Genomic DNA, 14088 nt, shown 5'->3' with positions numbered 1-14088 from the left:
GTGCCCGCTCAGCGCGGAAAGACCTCGAACTTCGGCGACTTGTCGGTCAGCGACGGCGGCACCCGGTAGTGCCGGAGCGTGAAGCCCATCATCTCGCGGAACGCCGGCGCGGCGACCGCGCCGCCCCCGCCGCCGGGGCTCCAGACGAAGACGGCCACCACGTAACGCGGCTTCTCCGCCGGGGCCATCCCGATGAACGAGCCGACCTCGCCGGGCTGCTGCTTGCCGTTGTCGTAGCGCAGGCCGGTGCCGGTCTTGCCGGCCACCCGGTAGCCCGGCACGGCGGCGGCCAGGCCGGTGGCCCGCCCGTCCGGGCCGTCGACCGTGGTGACCGCCTCCAGCATCCGGCGCAGCGCCGCCGCGTTGGCCGGGCTGAGCACCGAGCGGGTGGCCGGGGCGGCGCCCGGCGTCCGCGTGCCGTCCGGCCCGATGGTCTCCTTGATGAGGTGCGGCTGCACGTACGTGCCGTTGTTGGCGACCGCGTTGTACGCGGCGGCCATCTGCAACGGCGTGGCGTCCACGCTGTGCCCGATCGGCACCGACCCGTACGCAGATCCGCTCCACTGGTCGGCCGGGAGGATCCGGCCGGGCGCCTCGCCGGGCAGGCCCTCACCGGTCGGCTGGCCCAGCCCGAACCGCTTCTGGTAGTCGATCAGCCGTTCCTTGCCCAGCTTGCCGGCGATCGCGATGGTGCCGATGTTGGAGGAGAACGCGAGCATCCCCGGAATGCTCATGACCCGGCCGTCCGCGTGGTGGGTGTCGGAGAACTCGACCCCGCCCAGGACCGTGGTGTTGGCCACCGGGAACGTGGTGTTCGGCGTGATGACGCCCTCCTGGAGCGCGGCGCCGTAGGTGATCGCCTTGTGGATCGAGCCCGGGTCCACCACGAAGCTGGTGGCCGCGTCGTCCCGGTCGGCGGGCGAGTTGACCTTCGTCGGGTCGGCCGCGTCGTACGTGGGCTGGCTGGCCTGGGCCAGCACCTCGCCGGTCGGGACGTCCATGATCACGGCCGCGGCGACGCTGCCCTTCACCTGGGCCACCTGCTTCGCCAGGATCCGCTGCGTCATGAACTGGAGGTCCCGGTCGACGGTGAGCTGCAACGAGCTGCCCGGCCTCGGCTGGGTGGTGCTGCTGTAGCCGCCCGGGATGGGCGCGGCCAGGTCGCCCTGGCCCACCTCGTACGTCCGCTTGCCGGCCTGGCCGCGCAGCAGGTCGTCGTACTTGGCCTCCAGGCCCTCCAGGCCGTTCATGTCCTGGCTGACGAAGCCGAGCAGGTTCGCGGCCAGGTCACCGCCGGGCACCTCGCGCCGCTCGTCGCGGTGCACGTCGATGCCGGCCAGGTCGAGTGCCATGATCTGCTTGGCCGTGCCGATCTCGACGCCCCGGGCCAGGTAGACGAACTGGAGGTCGGTGTCGGTGCCGGGCAGCTTGCTCGGCTTCATCTTGTCGGCCAGCTCGGAGGCCGGCACGCCGAGCAGCGGGGACAGCGCCCGCGCGGTGGCGAACCGGTCCTTGACCCGGGTCGGGTCGGCGAAGACGTACCGGGCCTCCACGCTGTGTGCCAGCGGCTCGCCGGTGCGGTCGAGGATGGCGCCGCGCGGGGCCGGCAGCTCGACCACGGCGAGCCGCTTGGGCAGACCGCCGTCGGCGTACGCCGGGGTGTCCACGGTCTGGAGGTAGACCAGCCGGACGCCGATGCTGGCGAACAGCGTCAGCGCCAGCACGGTGGCGAGCCGCAGCCGTCGGCGCGGGTCGCCCAGCCGGGGCGGGCGGCGCGGCTTGCGGACCGGCCGGCGGGCCGCCGGTCGACGCGGGCCGGGCCGGCGGCGCGGCGGCGCGTCCTCCTCGTCGTCGAACGGCTCCCGGACCGGGCGGGCCGAGACGGTCCGCACGACGCCGGCGCGGCCACCGGCCGCCGTCGCGCGGCGGCCGGCCCGGACGCCGTCGCCGGACGCGGCCGGGTCCCGGCGGCCGGCGCGTCCGGCCCGGCCGCCGTCGAGCACCTGCAACGCCGGCCGGAACGGATCGCCGGACCGGTTGCTGCGGGGGGTACGCCGCTGTTCCGCGCCACCCTCGCGGATGGTCCGGCCGCGCGGGGTGTACGCCCGCGCGTCGGAGATCCCGCCGACGCCCGGCTCACGCGGCTCGGCCCCACGCGACGAGCCGCGCCGGGAGCCCGTGGCGTCCCGGCGCGGTTCATCCGATCTCGGCGGCACTTTCTCAGCCTCCGTTGCCCTGCTGGCCGGCGCCGGCCGGCGCACCCTCGGCGGGGTGCGGGACACCGATCGTCCGCCCGTCCGGCAGCCGGATGTAGGCCGGGTCCGCCGACTCGACCAGGCCCAGCTTGCGGGCGTTGGCGGTGAGGTTGCCCGGCGCCTTCTGCTCGGCGATCTCCTTCTTCAGCTCCTGCTCGTCCACGTCGAGCTTGGCCTGCTGCTGCTGGAGCTTCTCCAGTCGGAAGGCGTTCTCGTTGATCTTGGTGTTGACCGCCAGGATGCCGAGCACCCCGCCGACCACGAGCACCAGGATCAGTCCGACGAAGGGCGCCCGCGGCACCCGGATCGGCGGCGGCGGGGCGACCCGCAGCCGCGGCGCCGCCGGCGCGGTGGCCCGGGCGCGCTCCGCCGGCCGCAGCGCGGCGCTGCCCTCGGTCGGGTACTCGCGCGCCCCCCGGGCGCGGGTCCCCTCCCGACGGTCGGCCGTCGCCGTCGTGTTCCGCGTGGCGCGCTGCGCCGTGGTCCGGCCCCCCGACCGCGGTGCGCGCTGCCCGACGGCCCCCCGGCCGTCGCGCTTCTCGACGTTCATGTCCCCTCCCCCTCCTCGTCCGTCCCGTTCCCCGGTTGGTGCATCGCCTTCACCCGGCGGCGGTACCGTTCGCGGTCGGTACGCCCCTGCCGGGTCGCCTCCGGATCGAGCCGTTCCGCGGCCCGCAGCCGCACCGAGGCGGCCCGCGAGTTCGCGGCCACCTCGGCCTCCCCGGGCAGCTCCGCGCCCCGGCTCAGCAGCCGGAACGTCGGACCCGACCCGGGCAGTTCGACCGGGAGGTCGACCGGGCCCTTGCTGCGGACCCGGTCGGCGAGCGCCTGCTTGGTGAGCCGGTCCTCCAGCGAGTGGTAGGACAGGACCACCAAACGGCCGCCCACGGTGAGCTTGTCCAGAGCGGCCGGCAGCGCCGTCTCCAGCGCTGCCAGTTCTCTGTTTACCTCGATCCGCAAAGCCTGAAACGTTCTCTTTGCCGGGTGTCCGCCGGTTCGCCGGGCCGGCGCGGGAATCGCGTCCCGAACCAGCTCGGCCAACCGCGCCGACGACGTGATCCGGGACCGCTCCCGCTCCCGGATGATCGCCGAGGCGACCTTCCCGGCGAACTTCTCCTCGCCGTACACCCGCAGCAGCCGGGCCAGGTCCGGGTGGGAGTAGGTGTTGACCACCTCCTCGGCGGTCACCCCCCGGGTCTGGTCCATCCGCATGTCCAGCGGCGCGTCCTGCGCGTACGCGAACCCGCGGTCGGGCGCGTCGAGTTGCAGGGACGAGACGCCGAGATCGAACAGCGCGCTGTCGACCGCCGGGTAGCCGAGCCGGTCGAGCACCTCGGGCAGCTCGTCGTAGACGGCGTGCTCCAGGTGGATCCGGTCGGCGAACCGGGCCAGGCGGACCCGTGCGTGGGCCAGCGCCTCGGTGTCCCGGTCCAGGCCGATCAGGACCGTGTCCGGGTGCGCCGTGAGCACCGCCTCGGCGTGCCCGGCCAGGCCGAGCGTGGCGTCGACGTGGACGGTCCGGCCGGGACGGCCCAGCGCGGGGGCCAGCAGCTCGAGACACCGCTCGAGCAGCACCGGCACGTGCGTGCCGCGAAGCTCCCCCATGTCGACCCCCACCACTCGAAAACCGTCCGTGTGCACGTGTCCGTCGTCGCCACGACGCCTCGCCATACCGCCAGATCCCCATCCGCTCCCGCCCGCCGGAGGCCGCAGCCTCCGTCCCGGATCGTGCGCCTGGCACCGGGGAAGGGGTGCCAGGAACTCGAAAGCGGCTGGAGATCTCGCAGTACGTCGGGCGCCGTCACGCCCTACAGACCGCCGGGCAGCACCCCCTCCTCGATGTCGGCGAAGTCGTCTTCGCTCTCCGCGAGGTAGGCCTCCCAGGCCGCCCTGTCCCAGATCTCCACCCGGGTGCTCGCCCCGATCACCACCAGCTCCCGGTCGAGGGCCGCGTACGACCGCAGGTGCCCGGGAATCGTGACCCGCCCCTGCTTGTCCGGCACCTCGTCGTGCGCGCTGGCGAAGAAGACCCGGCTGTAGGCCCGGGCCGCCTTGCTGGTCATCGGCTGCGCGCGCAACTGGTCGGCGATCCGCTGGAACTCGGGCATCGGGAAGACGTAGAGGCAGCGCTCCTGCCCTTTGGTGATCACGACACCCCCCGCCAGCTCGTCCCGGAACTTGGCCGGCAGGATCAACCGGCCTTTGTCGTCCAGGCGCGGAGTGTGGGTGCCGAGGAACATCGGCCCAACCCCCTCGCCCTGAGCGGCGTTCGCGGCGCCGCTGACCCCCCGGGCCGGTGTGGCCCTCCCGGCCTCACCATCGCGCCCCACTCTACTCCACTTCCCTCCACCTGCAACCAGAATCGCCTGGTCGGCGCGGCGTTTCCGCGCGCAAAACCGCACGTCAACGCGGGTGGGGCGGAGTGGAGGGGGTGGCCGACCCCGGCAGCGGTCCGTTACCCGACATCGACCGCCCCCCGTCCGGCCGAACGGGCTCCGGCCGTCCGCCGTGCGGTCCCCGGCCGAACGGTTCGCCGTCGGCGGCGATCTGGCGGAGAGTGTGGTCCGGTAACCTCGCTCGGGTGACGGACGCGAAGATGCCCTTGCGGGCAAAGGTGGCCAGCTCCGTGTCGCGCACCGCCGCGGCGCTGTCGCGGGCCGCGGGCCGTGGCGACGGCTCGGTGATCGGTGGCTGGATCGGCCTCAAGATCGACCCGGACCTGCTCGCCCACCTCTCGGCCGGGCGGGCCATCGCCCTGGTGTCCGGCACCAACGGCAAGACCACCACCACCCGGCTCACCACCGCCGCGGTCGGCGTACTGGGCCGGGTCGCCTCCAACGCCTTCGGCGCCAACATGCCCACCGGGCACACCTCGGCGCTGGCCAAGGCCGGCAGCACGCCGTACGCCGTGCTGGAGGTGGACGAGCACTACCTGGCCCAGGTGCTGGAGGCGACCGAGCCGCACGTGGTGGCGCTGCTCAACCTCTCCCGCGACCAGCTCGACCGCGCCAAGGAGGTCGCCATGATGGCGCAGCTCTGGCGTGCCGCCCTGGTCCGGCACCCCGACGTGCGGGTGGTCGCCAACGCCGACGACCCGATGGTGGTCTGGGCCGCCACCCCGCCCGCCGACCCGGCCCAGGGTCACGTGCCGCCGCACGTCACCTGGTTCAGCGCCGGCCAGCGCTGGCACGACGACTCGTGGGTCTGCCCCGAGTGCGGCTCCACCATCCAGCGCTCCGGCGGGCAGTGGTGGTGCACCGGCTGCCCGCTGCGCCGCCCCGAGCCGCAGTGGACGGTGGAGGACGACGGCGTGCTCGACCCCACCGGCGCCTGGCACAAGATCCAGCTCCAGCTTCCCGGCAAGGTCAACCTCGGCAACGCGGCCACCGCGCTGGCGGTCGCCGCCGAGTTCGGCGTCCGCCCGGTGGACGCGGTCTCCCGGCTCGGCTCGGTCACCTCGGTGGCCGGCCGCTACGCCCAGGTCGACCGGGACGGGCGCAACATCCGGCTGCTGCTGGCCAAGAACCCGGCGAGCTGGCTGGAGGCGTTCGACATGGCCGACGTCGCGCCGACACTGCTCTCCATCAACGCCCGCGACCCCGACGGGCTGGACACGTCGTGGCTGTTCGACGTCGACTTCTCCCCGCTGGCCGGCCGGCAGGTGCTGATCACCGGCGACCGGGCGTACGACCTGGCGGTGCGGCTCGACGTCAACGGCGTGCCGTTCCGGCACGTGCGGACGTTCGACGAGGCGGTCCGCGCGGTGCCGCCGGGCCGGCTGGAGGTCATCGCCAACTACACCGCCTTCCAGGACATCCGAGCGGAGCTGGACCGTGTCAACTGAGAGCCTGCGCATCGTCTGGGTCTATCCCGACCTGCTGTCCACCTACGGCGACCGGGGCAACGCGCTGATCCTGGCCCGCCGGGCCCAGCTGCGCGGCATGCCGGTCGAGGTGCTGGAGGTCCGCTCCGACCAGCGGCTGCCCGCCACCGCCGACATCTACCTGATCGGCGGCGGCGAGGACGGTCCGCAGGCGTTGGGCGCCCAGCGCCTGCTCGCCGACGGCGGCCTGCACCGGGCGGTGGCCCAGGGCTCGGTGGTGTTCGGCGTCTGCGCCGGCTACCAACTGCTCGGCACCTCGTTCTTTGCCAAGGGCACCCGCTGCCAGGGGCTGGAGCTGCTCGACCTCTCCTCCGACCGGGGTCCGACCCGGGCGGTCGGCGAGTTGGCCGGCGAGGTCGACCCGCGGCTGGGCATCCCGCACCTGACCGGCTTCGAGAATCACGGTGGCCGCACCCATCTCGGTCCGGGCGTGTCACCGCTGGCCCGGGTCACCACCGGGGTCGGCAACGACGGCGCCACCGAGGGCGCGTGGCGGGGCAAGCTGCTCGGCACCTATTCGCACGGCCCGGCGCTGGCCCGCAACCCCGACCTGGCCGACCTGCTGCTGCGCTGGGCGACCGGCATCCACCAGCTCCCCCCGCTCGACGACACCTGGGCCGACCGGCTCCGGTCCGAGCGCCGCGCCGCGGTGGCCGCCGCCGCCCGGGCATGACCGGGGCCGCCCGGCCGGGGCGGCGACCGGCGGCCCGCCGCCTCGTCGGGCTGCTGGGGCAGCCGTCGGCGCGCCGGTTCGGGCTGCTGCTCCTGCTGCTCGCCGGGTTCGGCGTCACGCTGCTGCTGGTGCCCCGGCCGGACGCGGCCGACCTGCCCCGGCTCGCCGACTCGCTCGGCGGGTACGCCCCGGTCGCGGCCGTGGTCGGCGGCGCGCTGCTGCTGGTCGCGCTGGTGCCCCGGACGTTCGTCACGCTGGCCTCGGGTGCGATCTTCGGGCCGGTGCAGGGCGCCGCGTACGCGCTCGGCGCGGCGCTGCTCGCGGCGGCGCTCGGCTTCGCGGTCGGCCGGCTGCTGGGCCGGGAGTTCGTCGCCGAACGCGTCCGCGGCCGGCTGGCCCGCCTCGACGGCTGGTTCGCCCGGCAGAGCGTGTTCGGGGTGATCACCGTCCGGCTGCTGCCGATCGCCGGCTTCGGGCTGGTCAGCTACGGCTACGGCACCACCGCGGCCCGGGTGCTGCCGTTCCTGGCCGGCAGCGTCATCGCCTCCGCCCCGACCGCCATCGGCTACGCCGCGATCGGCGCGGCGGTGACCAGCCCCGGTTCGATCAACTGGTACGCCGCCGCGCCGGCCAGCCTCGGCCTGATCGCCAGCGTGCTGATCATCCATCGCTGGTGGCGGGCCGAGCGGCAGCGCCGGCTCGGCCCGAGCTGACATGACCGGCACCGGGGAGACGCTGCCCGGCGGGTTCATCGCCGAGGTGGTCCGGATCGGGGACACGGTCCGCCGGACCCGGCCCGCCAACGCCGACTTCGTCGCCGCGCTGCTGGATCACCTGGCGTCGACCGCGCCCGGGATCGCGCCCGGGTACCTCGGGGTGGACGAACAGGGCCGGCAGGTGCTCTCCCACATCGACGGCGTGGTCCCGTGGCGCGACCAGGAGGAGCCGGCCTTCTTCGCCGACGCGGCGCTGACCGGGCTGGCCGGGTTGATCCGGGCGCTGCACGACGCCTGCGCCGGCACCGGGCTGGCCGGCGGCGCGGAGACGGTCTGCCACCGGGACCTGTCCCCGAAGAACACGGTGTACCGGGCCGGACCGGCCGGACCGGTGCCGGTGGCGCTGCTGGACTGGGACCTCGCCGGTCCGGGTCGGCGCATCGACGACGTGGCGTTCGCCGGCTGGCACTGGGGCGCGCTCGGCGGCGACGCCGACCCGGCCGAGCTGGGCCGACGCTGCCGGCTGCTCTGCGACGCCTACGAGGGCCCGGCCGGTGGGCTGCTCCCCCGGCCCGAGCTGGTCGGCGTCATGCTCGACCAGCTCGACGGCACCTGGCGCGGCATCGACGCCGGCGCGGACCGGGACGCGCCCGGCATGCGCCGGTTGCGCGCCGCCGGGGCGGTCGAGACGGTACGCGGCTGGCACGACTGGCTGCGCCGGCACCGCCCGACGGTCGAGGCCGCGCTGCGCGCGAGGTGACCGCCGGTCCGCCCCGATCCCGCCGTCCGCCGCACCGCCCGGGTCCCGGGTCGCCCCTGCCCCGGGCTGCCCCCGGGGTTTCCTCGCGTCGCCTGCAAACTTGATGGCGTAGGTGAGTCATCCGGCTCGGCATCCTCCGCGCCGAAAGAGCGACTCATCCACGCCATCAAGTTTGTAGGCCGCGCGGCTACCGACCCGGCCGGCCGGCTCGTCCCCGCAAGCCTGACCCGGCCTCAGGCGACGACCGAGACCATCCGGCCCTTCACCACGATCACCTTGCGCGGTTCCTTGCCGGCCAGCACACCGGCGACCGCCTCCAGCGCGACTGCGCGGACCACGTCCTCGGGCGCGTCGGCGGGCACCTCGACCCGGCCCCGGACCTTGCCGTTGACCTGCACCGGGTAGGTCACCGACTCGGCCACCAGCAGGGCCGGATCGGCCACCGGGAAGTCCGCGTACGTCAGCGAGGTGTCGTGGCCCAGCCGGCGCCACAGCTCCTCGGCGACGTGCGGCGCGAACGGGGCGACCATCAGCACCAGCGGCTCGGCCACCTCGCGCGGCGTCTCCGCCAGCCTCGTCAGGCCGTTGGTCAGCTCGATCAGCTTGGCGATCGCGGTGTTGAACCGGATCCCGTCCATGTCGGCGCGGACCCCGTCGATCACCTTGTGCAGCAGCCGCCGGGTCGCCTCGTCGGCCGGCGCGTCGGTCACCCGCGACGCGCCGGTCCGCTCGTCGACCACCGTGCGCCAGACCCGTTGCAGGAACCGGTACGAGCCGACCACCGCCCGGGTCTCCCACGGGCGGGACACCTCCAGCGGACCCATCGACATCTCGTACACCCGGAACGTGTCGGCGCCGTACGCCGCGCACATCTCGTCCGGGGTGACCACGTTCCGCAGCGACTTGCCCATCTTGCCGTACTCGCGCCGGACCTCGGTCTCGCCGTGGAACCACCGGCCGTCGACCTCGACGACCTCCTCGGCCGGCACGTACGCGCCGCGCGGGTCGGTGAACGCGTACGCCTGGATGTAGCCCTGGTTGAACAGCCGTCGGTACGGCTCGAACGACGAGACGTGCCCCAGGTCGAACAGCACCTTGTGCCAGAAGCGGGCGTACAGCAGGTGCAGCACGGCGTGCTCGGCGCCGCCGACGTACAGGTCGGTGCCGCCGCAGTCGCCGGGCCGCCGCGGGCCCATCCAGTACGCCTCGTTCTCCGGCTCGGCGAAGCGGTCGGAGGCGGTCGGGTCCACGTAGCGCAGCTCGTACCAGCAGGAGCCGGCCCACTGCGGCATCACGTTGGTCTCCCGGGTGTACCGCTTCGGCCCGTCACCCAGGTCCAGCTCGACCTCGACCCAGTCGCGCCGCCGCGACAGCGGGGTCTCCGGGTTGCTGGCGGCGTCGTCCGGGTCGAACGTCTTCGGCGAGAAGTCGTCCACCTCGGGCAGCTCGACCGGCAGCATCGACTCCGGCAGCGCGATCGGCGCCCCCGTCTCGTCGTACACGATCGGGAACGGCTCACCCCAGTAGCGCTGCCGGGAGAACAGCCAGTCCCGCAGCCGCCAGGTGGTCGCGCCGACGCCGCGCCCCTCGGCCTCCAGCCACCCGATGGCCCGGGCCTTCGCGTCGGCCAGCCCCAGGCCGTTCAGGTCCAGGCCGGCCGCGGGCGCGGCGCTGTTGATCCGCGGCCCGTCCCCGGTGTACGCCCCGCCGGCGAACCCCTCCGGCGGCTGCACGGTACGCACCACCGGCAGCTCGAAGACCTCGGCGAAGGCGTGGTCCCGCTCGTCCTCGGCGGGCACCGCCATGATCGCGCCGGTGCCGTAGCCGGCCAGCACGTAGTCGGCGATGAAGATCGGAACCGGCGCGCCGGTGACCGGGTGGCCGGCGTAGGCGCCGATGAAGACGCCGGTCTTCTCCCGGGTGTCGGCCTGCCGTTCCATGTCGGTCTTGGCCGCGGCGGCCTTGCGGTACGCCTCGACCGCCTCGCGCGGGCTCGCGTGCCCACCGGTCCAGGCGTCCCGGGTCCCCGCCGGCCAGGCGGCCGGCACCAGCACGTCGACCAGCTCGTGCTCGGGCGCCAACACCAGGTAGGTGGCACCGAAGATCGTGTCCGGCCGGGTCGTGAACACCCGCACCGCGGCGGCGTCGGTCGGGAAGTCGATGTGCGCACCGGTGGACCGGCCGATCCAGTTGCGCTGCATCAGCTTGATCGGCTCGGGCCAGTCCAGCGTGTCCAGGTCGTCCAGCAGCCGGTCGCCGTACGCGGTGATGCGCATCATCCACTGCTTCAGGTTGCGCTTGAAGACCGGGAAGTTGCCCCGCTCCGAGCGACCGTCGGCGGTGACCTCCTCGTTGGCCAGCACGGTGCCCAGCCCGGGGCACCAGTTCACCGGCGCCTCCGAGACGTACGCCAGCCGGTGGTCGTCGACGACGCGGCGGCGCTCGGCCACGGTCAGCTCGGCCCAGGGACGGCCGTCCGGGGTGGGCCGGTTCCCGCCCTCGAACTCGGCGATCAGCTCGGCCACCGGGCGGGCCCTGCGCGCGTCCGCGTCGTACCAGGAGTTGTAGACCTGCAGAAAGATCCACTGCGTCCAGCGGTAGAACTCGGTGTCGATGGTGGCGACCGAGCGCCGCTCGTCGTGGCCCAGCCCCAGCCGGCGCAGCTGCGCCTTGTACCGCTCGATGTTGGCCACCGTGGTGGTCCGCGGGTGGGTGCCGGTCTGCACCGCGTACTGCTCGGCCGGCAGGCCGAACGCGTCGAAGCCCATCGCGTGCAGCACGTTGTGGCCGGCCATCCGCTGGTAGCGGGCGTAGCAGTCGGTGCCGATGTAGCCCAGCGGGTGGCCCACGTGCAGGCCGGCGCCCGACGGGTACGGGAACATGTCCAGCACGTACAGCTTCTCGGCGCCGGCGCGGGGGTGCCCCGGGTCGGCCAGCGGGCCGGTCGGATTCGGGGCGTGGAAGGTGCCCTCCCGTTCCCAGGTGTCCTGCCAGCGCTGTTCGATCTCCTCGGCCAGGGCGGCGGTGTAGCGGAACGGGGGAATGTCGGTGGCCGGTGCGGCTGCCTCACTCATGGCGTCTCCTCGGCGCGGTCTCATCGGGTGGTGGAGGTCTGCTGCGGGCACAAAAAAGCCCCTCGCGCAGGAGGGGCGGCCGTGCTGTCGCGCGTTCAGCGCATCAGCACGGCTCGGTAAGAAGCAGGAAGACTCCGGCCATGGGTCGCAGTGTACCCCGGTCCCCCGTCCGGCGAATATTCCGGGCGTAACCGACCGACCACCTGCGGGAGTCGGCGTTCCCGGCAAACATGGTTAGCCTGAGAGGCCAGTGAGATGCGTGCGGCAGACGAGGCTCGGCGTCGCGAACCCAACGGCGGGTCCAGGTGCTCTATACAGAGCTGCCGTTCCGGCGACGAGGAGGAGGCCCGTGACACAACAGACCTGGGACGAGGTGGGCGGTCTGCTGCCGCACGACGAGTTCCGTGCCGCCAGCGAGGCCGTCGTGGCCAACATCGAGCAGGTCATCGCGGGCAAGACGGCCACCGTCCGGCTCGCCCTGGCGGTGCTGCTCGCCGAGGGCCACCTGCTCATCGAGGACGTCCCCGGCGTCGGCAAGACCAAGCTGGCCAAGGCGTTGGCCCGCTCCATCGACTGCTCGGTCCGCCGGATCCAGTTCACCCCCGACCTCCTGCCCAGCGACGTCACCGGCGTCAGCGTCTACAACCAGGAGACCCACGACTTCGAGTTCCGCCCCGGCGCGGTCTTCGCCAACCTGGTGGTCGGCGACGAGATCAACCGGGCCTCGCCGAAGACCCAGTCGGCCCTGCTCGAGTGCATGGAGGAGCGGCAGGTCACGGTCGACGGGGTGACCTACCAGCTCCAGACGCCGTTCATGGTGATCGCGACGCAGAACCCGATCGAGATGGAGGGCACCTACCCGCTGCCCGAGGCGCAGCGGGACCGGTTCACCGCCCGCATCGCGATGGGCTACCCGGACCCGAGCGCCGAGCTGGCCATGTTGGACGGACACGGCGCCACGGACCCGCTGCCGGCCCTGCGACCGGTCTCCGACGCGGCCACCGTCCGGCGGCTGATCGGCCACGTCCGCCAGGTGCACGTCGCCGACGCCGTCAAGCAGTACGCGATCGACCTGGTGACCGCCACCCGCGAGGCGCCGGACCTGCGACTCGGCGCGTCCCCGCGGGCCACGCTGCAACTGCTGCGCACCGCCCGCGCGGTGGCCGCCCTGGAGGGCCGCGACTACGTCCTCCCGGACGACCTCCAGGCCCTCGCGGTGCCGGTGCTGGCACACCGGATCATCCCGACCGCGGACGCGCAACTGGCCCGGCGCACCACCGACGCGATCGTCGCCGAGCTGGTGCACCGCCTGCCGTTGCCGCACGACCGGCAGCGCTCGCCGTACGACACCCGGCCCGGCGGTGGCACCGGCACCGGCAACGGCCGAGGGCCGTTCGAGCCGCGGAGGCCGTGACGTGCGCGACGGGCTGCGTGGGCTGACCACCCGCGGCCGTTCCTTCCTGGCGGCAGCGGTGGCCGCCGCGCTCTCCGCCGGCATCCTCGGCGAGAAGGACCTGCTCCGGGTTGCCGTCCTGCTCGCCGTCCTGCCGCTGCTCGCCGCCGCGTACGTCGGCCGCAGCCGCTACAAGCTGGCCTGCAACCGCACGCTCGAACCGCACCGGGTGCCGGTCGGGGCCAGCTCCCGGGTGGTGCTGCGGTTGCAGAACCTGTCCCGGCTGCCCACCGGCACCCTGCTGCTGGAGGACCGGCTGCCCTACGCGCTGGGCAGCCGGCCCCGGGTGGTGCTGGAACGGCTCGGCGCGCACCAGGCCAGCTCGGTGGCGTACACGGTCCGTGCCGACGTGCGGGGCCGCTACGACGTGGGCCCGCTGGTGATCCGGCTGACCGACCCGTTCGGGCTGTGCGAGTTGACCCGCTCGTTCCCCAGCACCGACCACCTCACGGTGATCCCCCAGGTCACCTCGCTGCCCGCGGTGCGGCTGCCCGGCGAGTACGCCGGCAGCGGCGACAGCCGGGCCCGCTCGGTGGCCGTGCACGGCGAGGACGACGCCGCCACCCGGGAGTACCGGATGGGCGACGACCTGCGTCGGGTGCACTGGAAGTCGACCGCGCGCACCGGCGAGCTGATGGTGCGCCGCGAGGAGCAGCCCTGGGAGAGCCGGGCGACGGTGGTGTTGGACACCCGCGCCGCCGGGCATCGCGGCGAGGGCCCGACGGCCAGCTTCGAGTGGGCCGTCTCGGCCGCCGCCAGCATCGCCGTGCACCTGCGCCAGGCCGGCTACAAGCTGCGCCTGGTCACCGGCAACGGCGCCGACGTGGGCGCCACCGAGACCGGTGGTGAGGGGTTGCTCCTCGACCACCTCGCCGAGGTGCACCTCGACCGGCGTGGCGAGATCACCGCGCTGGTGCAGCAGGTCCGGCAGCGGGCCGACGGCGGCCTGATCATCGCGCTTCTCGGCACGCTGGGCGACGCCGAGGCGGAGCTGCTGGCCGGGCTGCGTGGCAACGGCGCCACCTGCGTGGCGTTCCTGCTCGACAGCAACACCTGGCTGAACCTGGCGCCGAAGGCACGGGCCGAGGCGGAGCGGGCGCACGGCAGTGCCGCGCTCGCCCTGTTGCAAAGCGGCTGGCGGGTGATCGGGGTGGAGCACGGCAACCGGCTGCCGGCGCTGTGGCCGCAGGCCGGGCGCGGCTCCCAGGGCTTCGCCCTGCGGGCGGCGCTGGCCGAGACCGTCGCCGGAGGCATGCGATGACCGGAAGGGTGGT

Annotated in this window: 11 protein-coding genes; 6 read left to right on the top strand and 5 right to left on the bottom strand. The window is 74.0% G+C overall.

The window, feature by feature from the left end; genetic code table 11:
• Nucleotides 1-8 precede the first annotated feature (8 nt).
• From VKK44_RS06545 to mraZ, 4 genes are all read right to left on the bottom strand, one after another.
• Nucleotides 9-2216: a peptidoglycan D,D-transpeptidase FtsI family protein gene (locus VKK44_RS06545; protein ID WP_343445940.1), complete on the bottom strand. Its 2208-nt coding sequence runs from the start codon at nucleotides 2214-2216 to the stop codon at nucleotides 9-11.
• 4 nt (nucleotides 2217-2220) lie between these two features.
• Nucleotides 2221-2805, bottom strand: coding sequence for a hypothetical protein (locus tag VKK44_RS06540; protein ID WP_343445939.1), 585 nt, complete (start codon nucleotides 2803-2805; stop codon nucleotides 2221-2223).
• Nucleotides 2802-3860, bottom strand: a complete 1059-nt coding sequence (gene rsmH / locus VKK44_RS06535; protein WP_343445938.1) for a 16S rRNA (cytosine(1402)-N(4))-methyltransferase RsmH — start codon at nucleotides 3858-3860, stop codon at nucleotides 2802-2804. Before rsmH ends, VKK44_RS06540 begins: the two co-directional genes overlap by 4 nt.
• A gap of 203 nt (nucleotides 3861-4063) precedes the next feature.
• Nucleotides 4064-4495, bottom strand: coding sequence for a division/cell wall cluster transcriptional repressor MraZ (gene mraZ / locus VKK44_RS06530; protein ID WP_091060154.1), 432 nt, complete (start codon nucleotides 4493-4495; stop codon nucleotides 4064-4066).
• A 356-nt stretch (nucleotides 4496-4851) separates the two neighbouring features.
• Here mraZ and VKK44_RS06525 point away from each other — a divergent pair, with 356 nt between their 5' ends.
• Genes VKK44_RS06525 through VKK44_RS06510 form a run of 4 tightly spaced genes read left to right on the top strand, consistent with a single transcriptional unit; the run spans nucleotide 4852 to nucleotide 8287 of the window.
• Nucleotides 4852-6099, top strand: a complete 1248-nt coding sequence (locus VKK44_RS06525; protein ID WP_343447696.1) for a MurT ligase domain-containing protein — start codon at nucleotides 4852-4854, stop codon at nucleotides 6097-6099.
• Nucleotides 6089-6811 (top strand): type 1 glutamine amidotransferase, encoded by a 723-nt coding sequence (locus tag VKK44_RS06520; RefSeq protein WP_107162608.1) that lies wholly within the window; start codon nucleotides 6089-6091, stop codon nucleotides 6809-6811. The genes VKK44_RS06525 and VKK44_RS06520 overlap by 11 nt, the downstream gene beginning before the upstream one ends.
• A complete protein-coding gene (locus VKK44_RS06515) occupies nucleotides 6808-7524 on the top strand; it encodes a TVP38/TMEM64 family protein (protein WP_343445937.1) in 717 nt (238 codons plus the stop codon). Before VKK44_RS06520 ends, VKK44_RS06515 begins: the two co-directional genes overlap by 4 nt.
• 1 nt (nucleotide 7525) lies before the next feature.
• Nucleotides 7526-8287 carry a phosphotransferase gene (locus VKK44_RS06510; RefSeq protein ID WP_343445935.1) on the top strand — a complete coding sequence of 254 codons (762 nt, stop codon included), beginning with the start codon at nucleotides 7526-7528 and terminating at the stop codon, nucleotides 8285-8287.
• 233 nt (nucleotides 8288-8520) lie between these two features.
• Here VKK44_RS06510 and leuS read toward each other — a convergent pair whose 3' ends face one another.
• Complete coding sequence (gene leuS / locus VKK44_RS06505) at nucleotides 8521-11361, bottom strand: leucine--tRNA ligase (protein WP_343445934.1); 2841 nt, start codon at nucleotides 11359-11361, stop codon at nucleotides 8521-8523.
• A 349-nt stretch (nucleotides 11362-11710) separates the two neighbouring features.
• Here leuS and VKK44_RS06500 point away from each other — a divergent pair, with 349 nt between their 5' ends.
• Entirely contained in the window at nucleotides 11711-12775 is a 1065-nt protein-coding gene (locus VKK44_RS06500; protein ID WP_343445933.1) for an AAA family ATPase, read from the top strand.
• Between the two features lies 1 nt (nucleotide 12776).
• Entirely contained in the window at nucleotides 12777-14075 is a 1299-nt protein-coding gene (locus VKK44_RS06495) for a DUF58 domain-containing protein (protein WP_343445932.1), read from the top strand.
• Nucleotides 14076-14088 lie beyond the last annotated feature (13 nt).

It is taken from the genome of Micromonospora sp. DSM 45708 (assembly GCF_039566955.1).
In the GTDB taxonomy this organism is placed as follows: Bacteria; Actinomycetota; Actinomycetes; order Mycobacteriales; family Micromonosporaceae; genus Micromonospora.
This window is presented reverse-complemented; position numbering and strand designations above follow the sequence as displayed.

What these genes read in the sequence shown, in the direction of transcription:
- mraZ (WP_091060154.1), bottom strand. Translation starts at nt 4,495, where the DNA reads ATGTTCCTCGGCACCCACACTCCGCGCCTGGACGACAAAGGCCGGTTG.
- VKK44_RS06540 (WP_343445939.1), bottom strand. Translation starts at nt 2,805, where the DNA reads ATGAACGTCGAGAAGCGCGACGGCCGGGGGGCCGTCGGGCAGCGCGCA.
- leuS (WP_343445934.1), bottom strand. Translation starts at nt 11,361, where the DNA reads ATGAGTGAGGCAGCCGCACCGGCCACCGACATTCCCCCGTTCCGCTAC.
- VKK44_RS06525 (WP_343447696.1), top strand. Translation starts at nt 4,852, where the DNA reads ATGCCCTTGCGGGCAAAGGTGGCCAGCTCCGTGTCGCGCACCGCCGCG.
- VKK44_RS06510 (WP_343445935.1), top strand. Translation starts at nt 7,526, where the DNA reads ATGACCGGCACCGGGGAGACGCTGCCCGGCGGGTTCATCGCCGAGGTG.
- rsmH (WP_343445938.1), bottom strand. Translation starts at nt 3,860, where the DNA reads ATGGGGGAGCTTCGCGGCACGCACGTGCCGGTGCTGCTCGAGCGGTGT.
- VKK44_RS06515 (WP_343445937.1), top strand. Translation starts at nt 6,808, where the DNA reads ATGACCGGGGCCGCCCGGCCGGGGCGGCGACCGGCGGCCCGCCGCCTC.